Raw genomic sequence first — 19,196 nt, forward strand, 5'->3', positions numbered from 1 at the left:
GTTTCTCCACAAAGGACACTCTCCATGCGACATTCCGGCCGCGCCGCAGACGCGCTGCGCCCCGTCTCCATCACCACCGGCTTCGCGCGCCATGCTGAAGGCTCGGCCCTCATTCGCATGGGCTTTACCGAGGTGCTCTGTGTCGCCAGCGTCGAGAGCCGGGTGCCACCCTTCCTGCGCGGGCGCGGCGAGGGCTGGGTGACGGCTGAATACGGCATGCTGCCCCGCGCCACCCATACGCGGGGTGACCGGGAGGCGGCGCGCGGCAAGCAATCCGGCCGCACGCAGGAAATCCAGCGACTTATCGGGCGTTCGCTGCGGGCGGTGGTGGACCGCAAGGCGATGGGCGAGATGTCGATCACGCTCGACTGCGACGTGCTCAATGCCGATGGCGGAACGCGCTGCGCCGCCATCACCGGCGCCTATGTCGCGCTGGCGCTGGCCTTCCGGCACCTGGTAGCCAAGCGGGTCATCGCGGCGGCGCCGCTGACCGGGCAGGTGGCGGCGGTGTCCTGCGGGCTGGTGGCTGGCGAGGCGGTGCTGGATTTGGATTACCTCGAGGATTCGGATGCCGATGCAGACAGCAACTTCGTGCTGACGGCGGCGGGCGGCATCGTCGAGATCCAGGCGACCGCGGAAAAGACGCCCTTCACCGATATGGACTGTCTGGCGCTGATGAGCCTCGCCCGCACCGGCACGCGCGCGCTGTTCGCGGCGCAGACGGCGGCGATCGAGGCGGCGGAGCCCGTGGCCTGATGGCCCGCCCGCTCGACCCTGGCGCGCGGCTGGTTCTGGCCAGCCACAATCCCGGCAAGCTCGTCGAGATCCGCGAGCTGCTGGCGCCTTGGGACATCCATGTGGTCTCCGCAGGCGAGCTTGGCCTGCCGGAGCCGGAGGAGACCGAGACCAGCTTCGCCGGCAATGCGCGGCTGAAGGCCCAAGCGGCGGCCGTGGCGAGCGGGCTGCCGTCGCTCTCCGACGACTCCGGCTTCTGCGCGGCGGCGCTGGGCGGCGCGCCGGGCATCTATTCGGCGCGCTGGGCGGGACCTGGGAAGGATTTCCGCGTCGCCATGGAGCGTGTGAATGCCGAGGCTGAGGGGGCGGAGGATCGCGGCGCCTGGTTCATCTCGGCGCTGTGCCTCGCCTGGCCGGATGGGCATTACGAGATCTTCGAGGGCCGGGCGGACGGCGTGATGGTCTGGCCGCCCCGCGGCAAGCGGGGGTTCGGCTACGACCCGATGTTCCTGCCCGAAGGCGAGCACCAGACCTATGGGGAGATGGACCCGGCCCGCAAGCATGCGACCAGCCATCGCGCGCGGGCCTTCGCGGCTTTGGTGCGGGGATGTTTGGGGCGGGTTTGAGAATCGGAAAGTTTTCGGCCGATCCGGCGGGCAATAACGTCATGATCAGCGATGCGTATCTCGCCCAGGGGCCGAGCATCCAGGCCTTAACCTCCACGCTGCGGCTTTGGCTCCGGAGTCGATGCTTGGCTCGACTTACGCATTCAGCACGTAAAGCTTCGCTTTTCGTATCGCGAGTGGTTTACCCGAGCCCCTAAGGTCCCGCTGGTCAGGGTTGCGAAAAAATGAGGATGAGAACGGATATGCGGGATCTTCGTGGCGCCTCGAAACGAGACAACCTCGGCAACCTTCCGCGCCGTGACCTTCTCCGGCTGGCCCTCGCCGGCGGCGCCCTAAGCGCCAGCGGCCTCATCCTTCCGTCCGGCGCCCGGGCCGCCACGCCGAAAAAGGGCGGCACCCTGCTCGTCGGCTGCGCCGGCGGCGGCGCCAAGGACACGCTCGACGCGCATCAGGCCGTGACCTACCCCGACATCGCCCGCAACTTCGCGATGTATGAGACGCTGGCGACCATCGCGCCCGACTACAGCTTCCAGATGCTGCTCGCGACTGAGATCACCCCGAACAAGACGGCCGACCTCTGGACCGTGAAGCTCCGCAAGGGCGTCACCTTCCACAACGGCAAGCCGCTCACCGCCGATGACGCCATCTTCTCGATCAAGCGCATCATAGACCCGAAGACGCCGGGCGGCGGTGCTGCCGGTCTCGCGGATATCGACGCGAATGGCCTGACGAAGATCGACGACCTCTCCTTCTCGATCAAGCTCAAGCGCGCCAACGCCATCATCGACCGCGAACTCGCGCAATATACCAACAGCATCATTCCCATCGGCTACGACGTGAAGAACCCGGTCGGCACCGGGCCGTTCCGCTTCGGCAGCTTCACGCCGGGCGACCGCACACACATGCCCGCTTATTCAGGCTATTGGCGCACCGGACTGCCCTATGTCGCCGAGCTGGTCATCATCGACTTCCCGGACGACACGGCGCGCATCAATGCCCTGATGGGCGGCCAAGTGCATGTCATCGACAACGTGCCCTTCGCGCAGACCGTGCCGCTGGGCATGACGCCGGGGCTCAAGACGCTGGTCGCGAAAACCGGCGGCTGGCTGCCTTTCACCATGCGCGTCGATCAGGCGCCCTTCAGCGACGTGCGCGTGCGCCAGGCCATGCGCCTCATCGTCGATCGGCCGCAGATGATCGCCCAGGCGCTGTCGGGCCAGGGCTCGGTCGCGAATGATTTGTTCTCGCCCTTCGACCCCTCCTTCAACCACAGCCTGCCGCAACGCCATCAGGATCTCGACCAGGCCAAATCGCTGCTCAAGGCGGCCGGTCATGCCGACCTCGCGGTCGAACTCGTAACCGGCGACGTCGCCGCCGGGCTTGTCGAGGCCGCGCAGGTTTTCGCCCAGCAGGCCCAGGGTGCCGGCGTGACGGTGAATGTCCGCAAGGTCGATAGCGGCGTCTTCTACGGCGACGACTATCTGAAATGGACCTTCGCGCAGGATTTCTGGTTCACCCGCGACTATCTGAGCCAGGTCGCCTCCTGCCAGACGCCCACCGCGAGCTTCAACGAAACCCATTGGTCGGATCCGAAATTCGAGGCGCTGGTCAGCGAAGCACTGACCACCGTCGATTTCGCCAAGCGCACGGAGCTCATCCACGCCGCGCAAGCCATCGACTACGACACCGGCGGCTATATCATCTGGGGCTTCCGCGATCAGGTCGATGGCTATTCCAGCAAGATCGGCGGTCTGGTGCCCTCGCGCACCGGCAATCCGCTCGGCAATTACGGCTTCGCGCAAATGTATTTCGTGTGACGGGCGCGTCGCATTGATGTCCCGGCGCCGTGGCCGATGATCCGCGTTCTGCTGCGCCGCTTCGGCCTCGGCATCGTCACCCTGATCTGCGTTTCCATTCTCGTCTTCGCGGGAACGCAGGCGCTGCCGGGTGATGCCGCGCAGGCAATCCTCGGCAAGACCGCGACACCCGAGCGGCTTGCCGCGCTGCGCAGCGCGCTGCATCTCAACCAGCCGCTGCTCAGCCAATACACCACCTGGATCGGCGGCATCCTGCACGGCAATTTCGGTGAATCGCTCGCATCCGAAAGCCCGGTCGCGACACTGATCGCGCCGCGTGTCGTCAACTCCGCTTTCCTCGTCGTGGTCTCGGCGATCTTCGCGATCCCGCTATCGCTCGCCATCGGCGTCGTCTCGGCGGTGTGGCGGGACGGCTTGGTCGATCATGCGCTGTCCGCCATCACGCTGATTCTGGCGGCGGTGCCGGAATTCGTCATCGGCATCGCGCTGATCGTGCTGCTGGCAACCAATGTCACGCATCTGCTGCCCGCCGTCGCCATGCTGGATGACAGCGTGCCGCTGTGGCGACAGCTCGGGCAGACGGTGCTGCCGGTGCTCACCCTCAACCTCGCTGTCATTCCCTATATGAGCCGCATCATGCGCGCCTCGATGATCGAGGTGATGGAGAGCGAATACATTCAGATGGCGCGGCTGAAAGGCATGCCGCCCGGCCGTGTCATCCTGCGTCACGCGCTGCCCAATGCCATCGTGCCCTTCGTCCAGGTGACGGCGCTGCAGCTCGCCTGGCTGGCCGGCGGCATCGTGGTGGTGGAGGTGGTGTTCCACTACCCCGGCATCGGCCAGGCATTGGTGGACGCCGTCTCCAACCGAGACCTGCCGGTGGTGCAGGCGCTCACGCTGCTGGTCGGCGCGGTCTATGTGCTGCTCAACCTCGTCGCCGATATCGCGACCATCCTGCTGACGCCGCGTCTGCGGACTTCGCTGCGATGAGCGCCACCGCGACGATCGCCGCCGCCCCGCCCGCGCGCCGCCGTTTCGCGTTGCTGCGTGACGCCTGCCGGCTGACCCGGACCCGCATCGGCATCGCGACGGTCGCGCTGGTCGTGCTGATCGCCATCGTCGGTCCTTGGATCGCGCCGCATCCGCCCAATGCCTTCGTCGCCCTCCCCTATTCGCATCCGAGCCACGCGGCGCCGCTGGGTGCCGATTACCTCGGGCGGGACGTGCTCAGCCGTTTCCTCTGCGGCGGGCGCGCCATCCTGGTTCTGTCCCTGCTCGCCACCGTCATCGGCCTGGTCGGCGGCGTTCTCACCGGCCTCGTCGCCGCCTATGCGGGCGGCAAGGTCGATGAGCTGCTGATGCGGATCATGGATATCCTCCTCGCTTTCCCGCAGATCGTCCTCGTGCTGCTGCTGGTGGCGGGTTTCGGCCCGCGGCTTTGGCTGATCGTGCTGACCGTCGCACTCGGCCATCTGCCGCGTGTCGCCCGTGTCGCACGTGCCGCCGCCGCCGAGGTGGTGGAACGTGATTTCGTGCGCGCCGCCGAAGTGCTGGGCGAAAGCCGCACGCATCTGCTGCTGGTCGAGATCCTGCCGAACATGTCCTCGCCGCTGCTGGTCGAGTTCGGCTTGCGGCTGACCTATTCGATCGGGCTGATCGCGGGCGTCAGCTTCCTCGGCTTCGGCCTGCAACCGCCGGCCGCAGATTGGGGGCTGATGATCAACGAGAACCGCATCGGAGTCGTCATCCAGCCCTGGCCCGTGGTGCTCCCGGTCGCCGCCATCGCCGTGCTCACCATCGGCATGAACCTGATCACGGACGGCATCGCCCGCGCCGCCATCGGCATCGGCCGCAGCGCACCATGACCGAAGAAGTCCGCGTCTCCGCCTTGCGGGTCGAGGTCGCCGCGCGCGGCCATGACATCGTCGATGAGGTCAGCTTCACCATCACCCCCGGCGAAGTGCTCGGCCTGGTCGGCGAGAGCGGTTCCGGCAAGACGACGATCGGCCTCGCCCTTCTTGGCCATTGCCGGCGCGGCGCGCGCATCGCCGGCGGCGAGGTTTCGGTCGGGCCGCAAGGGATTATCGGCACGCCGCCCGCCGAACTCCGCGCCCTACGCGGCAGCCTGGTCGCCTATATCCCGCAGGATCCTGGGACGGCGCTGAACCCGGCGATGCGCCTGGGCGAACAGCTCGACGAAATGCTGAGCGTCCATCTCCCGCAACTGAACGCCGCCGCGCGCGAAGACCGCATGGGGGAGTTGCTGCGTGACGTGGCGCTGCCCGACACGCCGGACTTTCGCCGCCGCTATCCGCATCAGGTTTCGGGCGGCCAGCAGCAGCGCCTCGCCATCGCCATGGCCTTCGCCTGCCGTCCCAGGCTGATCGTACTCGACGAGCCGACCACCGGGTTGGATGTGACGACCCAGGCGCATGTCCTGCGCACGGTCCGCGAACTCTGCGCCCGCCACGGCGTCGCCGCGCTTTATGTCAGCCACGATCTCGCGGTGGTGGCCGAACTCGCGCAGCGCGTGGCGGTGATGTATGCCGGCCGTCTGGTCGAGGCCGGCACGGCGGCAGAGGTTTTCGCGGCACCGCGCCACCCCTATACGCGCCGCCTGCTCCAGGCGATGCCGGACCCGGAGGGGCGTCATCAGCTCGTCGGCATTCCCGGCCACGCGCCCGGACCCGGCCATCGGCCGGAGGGCTGCTTCTTCAAGCCGCGCTGCGACCTCGCCACCGACCTCTGCGACGTCTTCCCGCTCGAGACCGAGATTTCCGCCACCCATATGGCGCGCTGCTGGCATCAGGAACAGCCGGAACCCGAGGCGCCGCTCGCGCGCCAGCACACGCTCCCCGCCGCGCCGAAAGAGCCCGTTCTTAGCCTGCGCGCGGTCAATGCCGCGTACGGCGAAGCACAAGTGCTGCACGACATCGCCTTCGACATCGGCGCGGGCGAATGCCTCGCGCTGGTCGGTCAATCGGGCAGCGGCAAGACCACTTTGGCGCGCGGTATCGCGGGACTACATCGCGAGGTCTCGGGCACAATGACGCTCAGCGGCGCGGTCTTGCCGCCTGGCATCCGGCAGCGCCCGGCGGCGCAGCGGCAGCGCATCCAATACATTTTCCAAAACCCCTACGCCTCGCTGAACCCGCGCCGCACGGTGGGCGAGATCATCGCTCGCCCGTTACGGCTTTTCGCGGATCTCGGCGCGGAGGCGGCGCGCGGCCGCGTGGTGCGCGAACTCGACCGCGTTTCGCTGCATGCACGGCTGCTGGACCGTTATCCGGACCAGCTCAGCGGCGGTGAACGCCAGCGGGTCGCGATCGCCCGTGCGCTCGCCGCCGAACCCCGGCTGCTGATCTGCGACGAAGTGACTTCCGCGCTCGATGTTTCGGTGCAGGCGGCGGTGATGGCGCTGCTGTCGGAACTGCGGACCGAGATGAACCTCGCGATGCTCTTCGTGACCCACAATCTCACTCTGGTCCGCAGCTTCGCGGATCGCGTGGCGGTGATGAACCAGGGCCGCATTGTGGAACTGCGCGAAACCGAGGCGATCTTCCGCGCCCCGGCCGATGACTACACGCGAGCGCTGCTGTCGGATACGCCGGGATTGGGAGCGGCGGCTTAGGACGATCGGCGCGGAGGCAGATGCCCCCTACTCGTCGTGGCATGCGAAGGCATGCCATCCACGCCTTTTAGTGGCCGGGACGTTTCGCCAAAGTTAAGGCGTGGATGGCACGCCTTCGCGTGCCATGACGGGAAAACGGGTTTGGCTGAACCAGAACCTAAACCGCCACCCACTCCCCGCTGCCCGCCGCGCGGAACACCGCATCGATCACCCTCATATTCGCCACCGCATCCTCAAGCGGAAACTCCAACGGTGCCCGGCCCAATATCGCCGCCGAAAACGCATCACCTTGCAGCGTATACTGGTTCGCGAGAGCGAAACTCTCGACCACCGCGCCGGATCCGTTCAGCGCCGCGCCGTCATCGATCACGATGCGGCAAGCCTCGTCGAACGGCGCGTTGAACGGAATGAGCACCTCCAGCCGCGCCTTCGTGCCAACAATCGTCACCCGCTGATGCGGCGCGAGCCGCGTCGAGCACGTGAACGTCAGGTGACCCTTCGGAAACGCGACAACCGCGCTGGTCAGCTGGTCGGTGCCCATCTCGGGATCGCGCTCGATCAACCCGGCGACCCGCAGCGGCTCCGCGCCGAAAACAAACCGCGCGGTCGAGATGGCGTAGCAGCCGATATCCATCAACCCGCCGCCGCCGATCTCCGGCAGATTGCGGATGTTCTGTGGATCATCGAGATAGTAGCTGAAGAATGTCTGGATCGCGCGAACCTCGCCGAGCCGTCCCTCATGCACCAGCGCCCGAACCCGCTGCCACCACGGCGCATGCCGCACCATGAAAGCCTCGGCCACGATCAGGCCCGCACGGTCCCGCGCGCCGATCAGCGTCGTCGCCTCCTCCGCATTCAGCGCGATGGGCTTCTCGCACAGCACATGTTTGCCGGCTTCCAAAGCGCGAAGCGTCCAGGGCACATGCAGATGATTGGGCAGCGGATTGTAGATCGCATCGATTTCCGGATCGGCCAGCAGCGCCTCGTAGCTGCCATAGGCGCGCGGAATGCCAAGCTCCTTCGCCACGCGATCGGCGGAAGCCTGATCGCGGGACGCAATGGCCGTGATGCGGCTGATCTTTCCTTTCTGCATCGCCGGGATGACATGCTCGCGTCCGATCTTGGCCGTGCTCAGCACGCCCCAATTCACTGTGTCGGCCATCGTTTCCTATTCCCTATCTGATCCACGCGAAGCCGGCGGCACCGTCGCGGGCCGCAAGGCCCAGGACCCGCCGCCCTGCTCCCGCGCCTCCACCGGGCTCATCCCGAAGCGCGCGCGGAAGGCTCGCGCGAAAGCCGAGGCCGAGCCGAAGCCATAGGCGCTCGCGACCTCCGCCACGTTGTGACCGCTATGCTGCAACATGCGCTTGGCCGCCGCTAGCCGCAGATCGAGATAATAGGCGTGCGGCGACATGCCGAGCTGCGCGCGGAACCGCGTCTGCAGCGTGCGCGTCAGCAACCCAGCCCCCGCCGCCAATCGCGGCACCGGCACCGGCTCCTCCAGATTGCGCTGCATGACGCCGATCACCGAGGCCAGCGCCGGATCCGCCGCCGCGAGCCGCCCAAGCGACACGATCGGCTGTGGCGCCGAGGAAGCCTGCGCCTGCTCATAGATGAAGATGCTCGCGACATTCAGCGCCAGTGGCAGTCCATGCTCCGCGCTGATCATCGCGAGCATCATGTCCAGTGCCGGGGCCGCGCCGCCCGCCGTCCAGCGCGTGCGATCCATCACGAAACGGTCGCTGACGACCTCGACCTTGGGGAAGGTGGCGGCGAACTCCTCCAAATCCTCCCAATGCGTCGTGGCGCGATAGCCATCCAGCAGCCCGGCTCGGCCGAGCACCCAAGCACCGGCCTCGATCCCCGCGATAGACAACCCGCGCCGCGCGACGGCGCGCAGATCGGACGCCAGGCTCCGCCCGATCGCCAGTGCATCGAAGGCGGCAACAACGAAAAGGCCATCCCGCACCTCCGCCGGCGCGAACGCCCCCGCCACGCCAACCGTTACGCCGGAGCTGCTCGCCGGCAGGTCGCCGCCAAGCGAGACGAGGCGCCAGCGATACAGTTCCTGGCCCGAGACGCGATTGGCCGCCCGCAAGGGCTCGATGGTAGCGGCCAGCGACATCATGGAGAACTGATGCAGCACCAGAACATCGAGGCAGCTCGGCGCTCCGGGAAGACTCGTCCGGCGCGAAACGGAATAGGGCGCGGCAGGCAATGGTGGGCCTCTCCCTCGACCAAGAACGTATCGTCACCTTCGCGAAACGTATAGCACCCCGCCCGCTGAGCGACCACCCTTCCGCCACCGCATCCACCGCCGGAGCACGCCATGATCTGGGACGCTTTCATCACCTGCGCCGTCACCGGCGTCGGTGCCTCGACCGAGAAGAACCCGCATGTCCCGGTAACCCCCGCCGAGATCGCCGCCGCCTCCATCGAAGCGGCGCGCGCGGGTGCCGCCATCGCCCATATCCACGTTCGCGACCCGAAGACCGGCAAAGGCTCGCGCGACGTGGCGCTTTACGCCGAGGTGGTTGACCGCATCCGCGCCTCTGATGTCGATGTCGTCATCAACCTCACCGCGGGCATGGGCGGCGACCTGGTGCTGGGCGGCGTCGATGCGCCGCTGCCGCTCGATATGCGCTCGACGGATCTGGTTGGCGCCGAGGAACGGCTCGCCCATGTCACCGCGCTGCTCCCGGAGATCTGCACCCTTGATTGCGGCTCGATGAACTTCGCCGAGGGGGACTACGTGATGACCAATACGCCCGGCATGCTGCGCGCCATGGCGAAGCGCGTGCAGGCGCTCGGCGTGCGTCCTGAGATCGAGGTTTTCGATACCGGCCACCTCGTGCTGTGCAAGCAACTCATCCGCGAGGGCCTCATCGATGATCCCGTGATGATCCAGCTTTGCATGGGCATCCCCTATGGCGCGCCTGATGATCCGCAGACCGTCATGGCAATGGTGAACAACCTGCCCGCCGGCGCGATCTTCTCCGGCTTCTCGATCGGCCGCATGCAACTGCCTTTCGCCGCCATGGCGCTGCTCGCCGGCGGCAATATCCGAGTCGGACTCGAGGACAATATCTGGCTCAACCGCGGCGTGCCCGCGACGAATGCGCAGCTTGTCGAGCGGGCCGTCACCATCATCCAGGCGATGGGCGCCCGCGTCCTGACCCCGGCGGAGGTCCGCGCGAAGCTCAAGCTGCAAAAGCGCGATCATCGGGGTCGCGCGGCGTGAGCGGCGTGAAGCACTGCGCTATTGTCGGCGGCGGCGTCATCGGCGGCGGCTGGGCGGCGCGCTTCCTGCTCGCCGGCCACGATGTATCCGTCTTCGACCCGCATCCCGAAGCAGAACGGCGGCTGCGCGAAATGATCGGCCTTGCCGAACGCGCGCTGCGCAAGCTGACGCCACTGCCGTTGCCCGCGCGGGGCCGGTTGAGTTTTGCGCCGACGCTGGCGGAAGCCGTCGCCTCCGCCGATCTGATTCAAGAAAGCGCGCCCGAGGTTGAAAGCATCAAGCAGAAGATCCTCGCGGAGATCGACCGTCACGCAAAGCCGGACGCGCTCATCTGCTCCTCGACCTCCGGCCTGCTGCCGACCCGCATCTCCGCCGAGATGACGCATCCCGAGCGCTTCCTCGTCGCACACCCCTTTAACCCGGTTTATCTCCTGCCGCTGGTCGAGCTTTGCGGTGGCGAGAAGACCGCGCCGGAAACCATCGAACGCGCCCGGACCTTCTTCGCGAGCCTCGGGATGCATCCGCTGCATGTCCGCAAGGAGATCGACGGCTTCATTGCCGATCGCCTGCTCGAAGCCCTGTGGCGCGAGGCGCTGTGGCTCGTGAATGACGGCGTCGCCACCGTCTCGGAGGTGGATGATGCGATCCGCTTCGGTGCCGGCCTGCGCTGGGCCTTCATGGGCACGTTCCAGATCTACCGCCTCGCGGGCGGCGAAGCCGGGATGCGCCATTTCATGGCCCAGTTTGGCCCGACGCTGAAACTGCCCTGGACGAAGCTCATGGACGTGCCGGAGCTAACCGAGGAATTGCTCGACACGCTGGACCAACAATCCAACGAACAAGCCGCCGGCAGAGGCTTTCGCGAGATGGAGGCAAAGCGCGACGACTGCCTCATCGGCATCTTGCAAGCGCTGCGCAAGCAAGATTTCGGTGCCGGTCAGACGCTCGCGGCCTTCGAGCGCGGTCTGCGATCCGGCACCGCCACAGCGTCGCCACGCCGTTGGCACGCGGGCACGGTTCCCGCCGAATGGATCGACTACAACGGCCACATGAACGACAGCCGCTATTCGCAAGTTTTCAGCGAAGCGACGGACATCATGCTGAGTGACATCGGCATGGATGAGGCGATGCTCGCGCGCGGTTTCAGCTATTACACGGTGGAATCCCACGTCATCCATCGCGACGAGATGAAGCAGGACGAAGGCTTCTTCGTGACCACGCAGATTCTCGCCGCCGACGAGAAGCGCCTGCGCCTCTTCCACCGGCTGCACCACGCCGGCGACAACCGGCTACTCGCGACTGGCGAGATGATGCTGTTGCACGTGGACACCAACGCCCGTCGCGCGTGCAGCGCGGATTCCGCCGTCGCCGCGCGCGTGGAAGCTCTCGCGTCCGCCGACCGGGTCCTGGAATGGCCCGCGGAGGCTGGCCGCGCGATCGGCGCGCCGCGATGAGCCTCGCCGATCTGGACGACGAGGTTCGCGCCTTCATCGCCAAGTCCGAGTCTTTCTACCCGGCCAGCGCCAACGAAGCGTCGCCCGCCGAAAACCGCACGATCTATGACCGCATGTGCGCGGCGTTCGACCGGCCTCGCCCGCCTGGCCTTGTCGTCACCGACGAAACCCTGAGCGCAACCGACCCCGCCCGCACACTGCCCATCCGCCGCTACCGTCCGCCATCCGCGCCAAGAGGCCGGTTGGTGCTCTATTTCCACGGCGGTGGCTTCGTGGTTGGCGGTTTGCACAGCCATGATGGCGTCTGCGCCGAACTCGCCGCCGCGTCGGAGCATGAATTGGTCGCCCTAGATTACCGGCTGGCGCCCGAACACCTTTACCCCGCCGCGCTCGACGATGCGGAAGCCGCCTACCTTTCGCTCCACTCCACCGCACAGCGCATCGTGGTCGCCGGAGACAGCGCGGGCGGCAACCTCGCCGCCGCCCTCTGCCTCCGGCTCCGCCGCAAGGGGCTGCCGCTGCCAGTCGGCCAGGTTCTGATCTACCCAGGCCTCCATCCGAAAGCCGGCCGCGCCGAGGGAACTTGGCGCGCCGACGTCCCGATGCTGCGGGCCTCGGACATCCTGGTCTACCGGCGCCTCTATACCGGGCAAGACGCCTCTGACACCAAGGACGCCGAACTCGCCCCCCTTGCCGCGAAAGACTTCGCGGGCCTGCCGCCAGCGGCAATCTTCGCCGCCGATATCGATCCGCTGGCGGAGGACGCGGCTGATTACGCAGCCGCCCTCAGGGCGGCCGGGGGGGCCGCGACCCTCGACCCAGGCATCGGCCTCGTCCACGGTCATTTGCGCGGCCGTCACAGCAGCGCGCGAATTAAACGGAACTTTTCTGAGATCGCGGCAGCATTGCACTCGCTCTGCGCATAAGAGATCTACCGCGCCGTGAGGGAGCGACTGCTATGCACGCATAGGCTGCGGCACAGCTATGCGATTAATAAGCCAAAATACGGAATACCCCTCACGAAACCGTTATTGATGTGATCGAGGCATGAATTCTATGAAAACGTCAGGCGTTATGTTGCGGCGCACCAAGCGCTAGTTACACATCAACAGGATGGTGATCGCGAAAAAGACACGGCCATCTGGTCTGGCGCCACGTGACGCCGGCCATCGACTAAACGGAGACTCGATATGAAAAACTTTTTGATGGCCGCCGTCGCCGCAGTCAGCCTTGGCATGACGGGCGCCGCCGTAGCAGCTACCCAGCCGATCCAGCACCAGGGCGTCGCCCAGCAGGCCCGGAATGAGACGGTTCTGCCGAACCAGCGCCCCTCATACCTCGCCCGTAACGAGCAGGTCTCGCCCCAGCAGCGCCCGGCATATCTCTCGCGCAACGAGACGGTGCTACCCAATCAGCGCCCGTCCTACCTTGCTCGCAACGAGCAGGTCTCGCCGCAGCAGCGCCCGGCTTACCTCGCCCGCAACGAGCAGGTCTCGCCGCAGCAGCGCCCGGCTTACCTCGCCCGCAACGAGCAGGTCTCGCCCCAGCAGCGTCCGGCCTACCTCGCCCGCAACGAGCAGGTTTCGCCCCAGCAGCGCCCGGCCTACCTTGCTCGCAACGAGCAGGTCTCGCCCCAGCAGCGTCCGGCCTACCTTGCTCGCAACGAGCAGGTCTCGCCCCAGCAGCGTCCGGCCTACCTCGCCCGCAACGAGCAGGTTTCGCCCCAGCAGCGCCCGGCTTACCTCGCCCGTAACGAGCAGGTTTCGCCGCAGGAGCGTCCGGCTTACCTAGCCGCGTAACGTCAACCAAGACGATACCGGCAGCGCCAATCGAAATCTGGCGTTGCCGCGAGGTTAAGAGCACAAGACGGAGCGCTCAACACGAGCGCTCCGTTTTTGTTGGGCGCTACTGGAAAAATCTCAAATCACCGGATTACCTGAAGCCACGACTGGGCTTATCCGTTTGTGCTTCAGCACACAGGCAGCGACTTCCGGACGCATCATCCAGCGCCAGTGCTTGTCATCCTCCTGCTCCGTGGTATCGACGCCAGTCGCAAGCGCCATTGTCCAAATCTCGGAACCATCCGCCCGCAGCCCAGGCTGGTAATTGAACTCGGTGGCGAGTTCCTTCCCCAACGAGCCCATCATCTTGCTCGCCATGGAATACGACGAATAGCCCGCGACCTTCGCGATCTGCTTCATGGTCATGATGCGGTCGTCTGCGTCGTACCAGCCGTTCAGCATCAGCCAATGCCTCGGTGTTATTTTCTCCTGGAGCAGGCGGAACGCCGCGGCATACCGCTCCTCCTCAGGCACCGATTGCAGCCGGCCGGCCTCGCGCTCCGCATCGCGCTGATCGAGCGCCGCCTGCATCGCGGCAACCGTCGCCTCAAGCGTCCGCCCCTCGACCTCGACAAAGTGATCATTCGCTTTTCGGATCACCCGGCCATCCAGCAGGGCGCGCGCCTTGAACATCTTGCCTTGGATCATCGTCCGGATGACGTAATGGCCGTGAATATATTCGGTGGGCGGCTTCATATCGTTGGCTCCTCCTTAAGGGCGGGGCGTCCCCACCCAAAAGCTTCGGCCTATCCTAACACGCCCTCGAGCGAGCGCGACTTTAGCGGCTCGCGGGACGATCGGCTCACGGAATATCCGCCCGGTCGCCGATAAGGCTATTTCAACCCTGCGCCGGCAGCGCCTGATGGATGCCGCATTCCGTCTTGGCCGTGCCGGGCCAGCGTCCTGAACGGCGATCCGCGCCGGGCGCCACTGGCAACGTGCAGGTCGCGCAGCCGATGGAGGCGAAGCCATAGGCTTCCAGCGGATGACGCGGCAAATCCCGGGACGCAAAATGCCTGGCGATCCGCTGCTCGGTCCAATGCGCCAGCGGGTTGACCTTGACGCGCCCTGAAGGCTCGCGCTCGAACACCTGCAAAGCGCCACGGCCCTTGGCCTGGAACCGCTTGCGGCCCGTAATCCAGGCAGAGAAGCCGCCGAGCACCGCCTGCAGCGGCAAGGTCTTCCGCAGCGTGCAGCAACGATCCGCGTTCTGACGCCACAGCGCGCCATTCGCATCATGCGTCGCGATCTGCAGTGAGGCCGGCGTGACGATCCGAACATCCGTCAAACCTAGTCGGTCGATCAGCGCGTCCCGATAGGCGAGGGTCTCGGGAAAGAGCTTCCCGGTGTCCAGGAAGACTACGGGAGTCGCGCGATCGATCTCCGCCGCGAGGTCCAGCAGCACAGCCGATTCGGTTCCGAAAGAAGAAACAAGCGCGATTGAGCCCGCGAAAAGCTGGGTCATCGCGAGGCACAGCACCGCCGTCGCATCCGTCTCATCGATACAGGCCAAGGCACGCGCCAACTCATCGTCCGAGGTTTGGCCGTTCGTCTGGAGCGTTGCGAGTGCGGAGGACATGAGGAGGAAGCAGCCTGTAGCGAGAGGAACTCCTAAGGAGAACATTTTTCCACGAAATACAATACTACCTACGAACTAAAGAAATTCGTAACTCGATAACCGACGTCATAGAGAATTTCCAACCACTTTCGTTGTCCGATAGGAAACTCTGCCCTGACTCGTCAGTGGCTTCGGGCCGGAGCGCGCCGCCCCGGTCATCGGCGCCCTTGATTCGGGCACCGTCTTCGCCCCAGATGCCGCCCTCGCCGCGCCTCCGGGGCCGTGGCATTAGCCAGCAGGAGAGCGTTCGTGGTTGGCAAATATCCCCTCAGCCGTCGCGCCGCCGTGCGTCTCGGAGCCGCCGGGCTCGGCGCCTCCGCCTTCGCGGCCCGGCGCTCCAGTGCCCTGGCCGGCGTGAGGAAAACGCTCCTCAACGTATCCTATGACCCGACGCGGGAGCTTTACGCCGATTACGATTCCGCCTTCGCGACCCTGTGGAAACGCAAGACCGGCGATGACCTGGCGGTGCGCGTCTCCAACGGCGGTTCCGGCGCCCAGGCGCGTGCGGTCATCAGCGGGCTAGATGCCGATATCGTGACCCTCGCCCTGGCCTACGATATCGACGCCATCGCAAAGAGCGGGCTGCTCTCGACCGCGTGGCAAGAACGCCTGCCGGATAACAGCACGCCCTATACCAGCACGATCGTCTTCCTGGTCCGCGCAGGGAATCCGCGTGGCATCAAGGATTGGCCAGACCTCATCCGTTCCGGCGTGCAAGTCGTGATGCCAAGCCCGAAGACCTCCGGCGGCGCGCGCTGGGGCTTCCTGGCGGCCTATGGCTGGGCGCTCGAGGAATATGGCGGCAGCCCCGCCAAGGCCGATGCCTATGCGAAGGCCCTGCTCCAAAACGTCCCGGTGCTCGATGCCGGCTCGCGCGGCGCCACGCTCACCTTCACCCGGCGCGGTATCGGAGACGTTCTCATTTCCTGGGAAAACGAGGCGCATCTCGCCATCGCGCAGGGCGGCAAGAACTTCGAGATCGTGACGCCCTCCATCAGCATCCTCGCCGAGCCCCCCGTCGCCGTCGTGGACAAGGTAGCCGACCGGCGCGGCACCCGGGCGATCGCCGAAGCCTATCTCCAGAACCTCTACACCCCCGCCTCGCAGGAGATCTGCGCCCGCCATTTCTACCGGCCGCGCCTCACGGAGGTCGCGCAACGCTTCGCGGCGCAATTCCCGGCCATTAAGATGTTCACCATCGCCACCTTCGGCGGCTGGACCACGGCGCAGCAGCGCTTCTTCGCGGATGGCGGGGTCTTCGATCAGGTCTATGGCGGGAGCCGATGACGGAGGCCGGAAGGGAGGCGCCATCCCCGGCCCTTCCGGCGCATCCGCGACGCGACGCGGTGCTCCCCGTCCGGCAGCGCCGCGTCGGCTGGTTCCCCCGGCATAGTATTCTGCCGGGCTTCGGCCTCAGCCTCGGGATAACCCTGCTCGTTCTCAGCATCATCGTTCTCCTGCCGCTCGCGGCGATGATGGGCGATGCGACCAGTCTGGGCTGGTCCGGCTTCACGAAACTGCTCGCCTCGCCGCGCGTTCAGGGAGCCTTCCGGGTCAGTCTCGTCTGCTCGCTGCTTGCGGCCGTGACCTCCGCGATCTTCGGCCTGCTCATCGCCTGGGTCCTGGTCCGCACGCGCTTTCCCGGACGGCGCCTGGCCGATGCCATGGTCGATCTGCCCTTCGCCCTGCCGACGGCGGTGGCCGGCATCGCCCTTTCCACCCTCTATGCCCCTAACGGCTGGCTCGGCGCCCTGCTCGCGCCTCTGGGCATTCATGTCGCCTACACGGTGGCCGGCGTCTATGTCGCGCTCACCTTCGTCGGCCTGCCCTTCGTCGTTCGCAGCGTGCAGCCCGTTCTGCAGGATCTTGAGGCGGAGCAGGAGGAGGCGGCGACCACGCTCGGAGCCAACCCCTTGCAGATCTTCCGCCGCGTGCTTCTGCCGGCGATCCTGCCGTCGCTTTGTTCCGGTTTCGCGATGGCTTTCGCCCGCGCGCTCGGCGAATATGGCTCCGTCATCTTCATTTCCAGCAATCGGCCCATGCAATCCGAGATCGTGCCGCTGCTGATCGTGAACCGGCTCGAGGAATTCGACTTCAACGGCGCCGCCGCGATCGGCACGCTGATGCTCGTGCTGTCCTTCTGCGTGCTGCTCGGCATCACGCTTCTGCAACGCCTCACGCTCAGTCCCCGGCATGCGTGACCGCGCGGCCTCGCCTCATCAAGGCGGCTGGACCATCGCGCTCATCGCGGTAGCGCTGCTCTTCATGACGCTGTTCTTGCTGTTGCCCTTGGTCACGGTCTTCGCGCAGGCCTTCGCCTCCGGCATTCCGGCCTATCTCGCCGGCATCGCCGATCCCAATGCGCTCTCGGCGATCCGTCTGACGCTGCTGGTCGCGGCAGTGACCTTGGTCGTGAACGTGATCTTCGGCCTGGCCGCCTCCTGGTGCCTCGCGCGCTTCGCCTTCCCCGGCCGCAGCCTCATCCTCACGGTGCTGGATCTGCCGTTCTCGGTCTCGCCAGTGGTGGCCGGTCTCATGCTGGTGCTGCTCTACGGACGGCAAGGCTGGTTCGGACAGTGGCTGGAGACGCATGACCTCCGCATCATCTTCGCGCTGCCCGGCATGATCATCGCGACCATCTTCGTGACCCTGCCCTTCGTCGCGCGCGAACTCATTCCGTTGATGCAGGAGCAAGGCGCCGAGGAGGAGGAGGCCGCGATCCTGCTTGGCGCTTCGGGCTGGCAGACCTTCCTGCGCGTGACGCTGCCTAAGCTGCGCTGGGGCCTGCTCTATGGCGTTCTGCTCAGCAATGCCCGCGCGATGGGCGAATTCGGCGCCGTCTCGGTGGTGTCGGGCAATATCCTGGGGCTGACCGACACCATGCCGCTGCATATCCGGGCGATGTATGACGACTACAACATCGTCGCCGCCTTCGCCGTCGCCTCCCTCCTCGCCTGCCTCGCCTTGCTGACGCTGGTCGCCAAGACGATTTTGGAACGGCGCTTCCTCGGCGCCCAGCGGGAGGCGCGGATCGCCTGATGCCCGCCCATGTCGCCATTCAGGGCGTGTCCCGTCGCTTCGGCGACTATACGGCCCTGCACGATGTCACGCTGGAAATCGCGCCCGGCGAACTCGTGGCCGTGCTCGGTCCCTCCGGCTCCGGCAAAACCACGCTGCTGCGGATCGTCGCGGGTCTGGAGATGCCGGATCGCGGCCAGGTTCTGATCAATGGCGAGGACAACGTGATGCGCCCGCCACGCGAACGTGGCGTCGGTTTCGTCTTCCAGCATTTCGCGCTGTTCCGGCACATGACGGTGTTCGAGAACATCGCCTTCGGCCTCCGCGTCCGCCCCCGCGCCGAACGTCCGAGCCGCGCGGATATCAACAAGCGCGTGAAGGAGCTGCTCGACCTCGTCCAACTGAGCTGGCTCGAGAAGCGCTACCCCGCCGAGCTTTCCGGTGGCCAGAGGCAACGCGTGGCCCTGGCGCGCGCCCTGGCGATCGAGCCGCGATTGCTATTGCTGGACGAGCCCTTCGGCGCGCTGGACGCCAAGGTTCGCAAGGAACTCGGGCAGTGGCTCCGGGAGCTGCATCATGGCGTTGCCGTTACGGGCGTGTTGGTGACGCATGACCAGGAGGAGGCGCTGGAGCTTTCCGACCGCATCGTGCTCATGTCGCAAGGACGCGTCGAGCAGGTGGGCACACCGAACGAAGTCTATACCCGCCCGCGCAACCCCTTCGTCTTCGAGTTCCTCGGCGAGACCAGCCACATCCCCTGCCGCCTTCTGGCCGGTGCGCTTGCCACCGCCGGCGGCGCGCAGACGGCACAGAATGGCGTCGCGGCCGCCGTCGCCGATGGTGAGTCCACGCTATTCGTGCGTCCGCATGACCTTGGGCTGCGAGCGGACCCGTCTGGACCCGCGACGATCCGCCACATCACCCCGAGTGGACCCTGGGCGCGGGTCGAGTTTTTGCTCGAGGGCAGAAGCCTCTACGCCGCCTTGCCGCTGGACAGTATCGCCGGGTCAGGTCTGACGCCGGGTGGCACCGCCATGCCACTACCCCGCCGCGGCGTTCTCTTTGCCGATGGGCGGGGAACCATGGATGAGCCGCTGCACTGGGCGGTGTCTTGATGCGTGATATCTTTGGTTTAGGCCGCGCGGCTCAAGGATCGGTTATGGCACGCGAAGGCGTGCCATCCACCCCTCGCCTGCGGGAAACAAGGAAGGCGTG

Annotated in this window: 18 protein-coding genes; 14 read left to right on the plus strand and 4 right to left on the minus strand. The window is 66.3% G+C overall.

Translation table 11 applies throughout. The annotated features are described in order from the left end of the window. Nucleotides 1-24: 24 nt before the first annotated feature. The 6 genes from rph (at nt 25) to GSQ83_RS00405 (ending at nt 6,809) form a co-directional block, all read left to right on the plus strand. A complete protein-coding gene (gene rph / locus GSQ83_RS00380; protein ID WP_158800742.1) occupies nt 25-756 on the plus strand; it encodes a ribonuclease PH in 732 nt (243 codons plus the stop codon). Then, nucleotides 756-1,361, plus strand: coding sequence for an RdgB/HAM1 family non-canonical purine NTP pyrophosphatase (gene rdgB / locus GSQ83_RS00385; RefSeq protein ID WP_158800743.1), 606 nt, complete (start codon nt 756-758; stop codon nt 1,359-1,361). The genes rph and rdgB overlap by 1 nt, the downstream gene beginning before the upstream one ends. Before the next feature lie 242 nt (nt 1,362-1,603). After that, nucleotides 1,604-3,178: an ABC transporter substrate-binding protein gene (locus GSQ83_RS00390; RefSeq protein ID WP_158800745.1), complete on the plus strand. Its 1,575-nt coding sequence runs from the start codon at nt 1,604-1,606 to the stop codon at nt 3,176-3,178. A gap of 36 nt (nt 3,179-3,214) precedes the next feature. Then, a complete protein-coding gene (locus GSQ83_RS00395) occupies nt 3,215-4,168 on the plus strand; it encodes an ABC transporter permease (RefSeq protein ID WP_158800747.1) in 954 nt (317 codons plus the stop codon). After that, on the plus strand, nt 4,165-5,043 hold the full coding sequence (locus GSQ83_RS00400; RefSeq protein WP_158800748.1) for an ABC transporter permease: 879 nt from the start codon (nt 4,165-4,167) through the stop codon (nt 5,041-5,043). The genes GSQ83_RS00395 and GSQ83_RS00400 overlap by 4 nt, the downstream gene beginning before the upstream one ends. Beyond that, on the plus strand, nt 5,040-6,809 hold the full coding sequence (locus tag GSQ83_RS00405; RefSeq protein WP_158800750.1) for an ABC transporter ATP-binding protein: 1,770 nt from the start codon (nt 5,040-5,042) through the stop codon (nt 6,807-6,809). The genes GSQ83_RS00400 and GSQ83_RS00405 overlap by 4 nt, the downstream gene beginning before the upstream one ends. Before the next feature lie 157 nt (nt 6,810-6,966). Here the strand turns inward: GSQ83_RS00405 and GSQ83_RS00410 are convergent, their stop codons facing one another. Together GSQ83_RS00410 and GSQ83_RS00415 are read right to left on the minus strand one after the other, a co-directional pair. Then, nucleotides 6,967-7,971 carry a Gfo/Idh/MocA family protein gene (locus GSQ83_RS00410; protein ID WP_158800752.1) on the minus strand — a complete coding sequence of 335 codons (1,005 nt, stop codon included), beginning with the start codon at nt 7,969-7,971 and terminating at the stop codon, nt 6,967-6,969. Nucleotides 7,972-7,977: 6 nt separating this feature from the next. Next, complete coding sequence (locus GSQ83_RS00415; protein WP_158800753.1) at nt 7,978-9,027, minus strand: GlxA family transcriptional regulator; 1,050 nt, start codon at nt 9,025-9,027, stop codon at nt 7,978-7,980. 111 nt (nt 9,028-9,138) lie between these two features. Between GSQ83_RS00415 and GSQ83_RS00420 the strand changes: the two genes are divergently transcribed. The 4 genes from GSQ83_RS00420 to GSQ83_RS00435 all read left to right on the plus strand — a co-directional run bounded on the left by GSQ83_RS00420 (nt 9,139) and on the right by GSQ83_RS00435 (nt 13,303). Continuing rightward, nucleotides 9,139-10,050, plus strand: a complete 912-nt coding sequence (locus GSQ83_RS00420; protein WP_158800754.1) for a 3-keto-5-aminohexanoate cleavage protein — start codon at nt 9,139-9,141, stop codon at nt 10,048-10,050. Further along, nucleotides 10,047-11,504: a carnitine 3-dehydrogenase gene (locus tag GSQ83_RS00425; protein WP_158800755.1), complete on the plus strand. Its 1,458-nt coding sequence runs from the start codon at nt 10,047-10,049 to the stop codon at nt 11,502-11,504. The genes GSQ83_RS00420 and GSQ83_RS00425 overlap by 4 nt, the downstream gene beginning before the upstream one ends. After that, nucleotides 11,501-12,430, plus strand: a complete 930-nt coding sequence (locus tag GSQ83_RS00430) for an alpha/beta hydrolase fold domain-containing protein (RefSeq protein WP_158800756.1) — start codon at nt 11,501-11,503, stop codon at nt 12,428-12,430. The genes GSQ83_RS00425 and GSQ83_RS00430 overlap by 4 nt, the downstream gene beginning before the upstream one ends. Nucleotides 12,431-12,694: 264 nt before the next feature. Next, on the plus strand, nt 12,695-13,303 hold the full coding sequence (locus GSQ83_RS00435) for a hypothetical protein (RefSeq protein WP_158800757.1): 609 nt from the start codon (nt 12,695-12,697) through the stop codon (nt 13,301-13,303). Between the two features lie 120 nt (nt 13,304-13,423). On the opposite strand, the gene GSQ83_RS00440 is transcribed toward GSQ83_RS00435, so the two are convergent. Together GSQ83_RS00440 and GSQ83_RS00445 are read right to left on the minus strand one after the other, a co-directional pair. Then, a complete protein-coding gene (locus tag GSQ83_RS00440; RefSeq protein WP_158800758.1) occupies nt 13,424-14,041 on the minus strand; it encodes a hypothetical protein in 618 nt (205 codons plus the stop codon). Between the two features lie 142 nt (nt 14,042-14,183). Continuing rightward, the gene (locus GSQ83_RS00445; RefSeq protein WP_158800759.1) at nt 14,184-14,924 is read right to left on the minus strand and encodes a phosphoadenylyl-sulfate reductase; all 741 of its coding nucleotides are present in this window, start codon (nt 14,922-14,924) and stop codon (nt 14,184-14,186) included. A gap of 288 nt (nt 14,925-15,212) precedes the next feature. Between GSQ83_RS00445 and GSQ83_RS00450 the strand changes: the two genes are divergently transcribed. The 4 genes from GSQ83_RS00450 to GSQ83_RS00465 are packed head-to-tail and all read left to right on the plus strand — an operon-like array spanning nt 15,213 to nt 19,096. After that, entirely contained in the window at nt 15,213-16,250 is a 1,038-nt protein-coding gene (locus tag GSQ83_RS00450; RefSeq protein WP_305782226.1) for a sulfate ABC transporter substrate-binding protein, read from the plus strand. Then, nucleotides 16,247-17,164: a sulfate ABC transporter permease subunit CysT gene (cysT, locus tag GSQ83_RS00455; RefSeq protein WP_158800760.1), complete on the plus strand. Its 918-nt coding sequence runs from the start codon at nt 16,247-16,249 to the stop codon at nt 17,162-17,164. The genes GSQ83_RS00450 and cysT overlap by 4 nt, the downstream gene beginning before the upstream one ends. Next, nucleotides 17,157-18,002 (plus strand): sulfate ABC transporter permease subunit CysW, encoded by an 846-nt coding sequence (gene cysW / locus GSQ83_RS00460; protein ID WP_158800761.1) that lies wholly within the window; start codon nt 17,157-17,159, stop codon nt 18,000-18,002. The genes cysT and cysW overlap by 8 nt, the downstream gene beginning before the upstream one ends. Continuing rightward, nucleotides 18,002-19,096, plus strand: coding sequence for a sulfate/molybdate ABC transporter ATP-binding protein (locus GSQ83_RS00465; protein WP_158800762.1), 1,095 nt, complete (start codon nt 18,002-18,004; stop codon nt 19,094-19,096). The genes cysW and GSQ83_RS00465 overlap by 1 nt, the downstream gene beginning before the upstream one ends. The last annotated feature ends 100 nt before the right edge of the window (nt 19,097-19,196 follow it).

It is taken from the genome of Acidisoma sp. L85 (assembly GCF_009765865.1).
Taxonomy (GTDB): Bacteria; Pseudomonadota; Alphaproteobacteria; order Acetobacterales; family Acetobacteraceae; genus Acidisoma.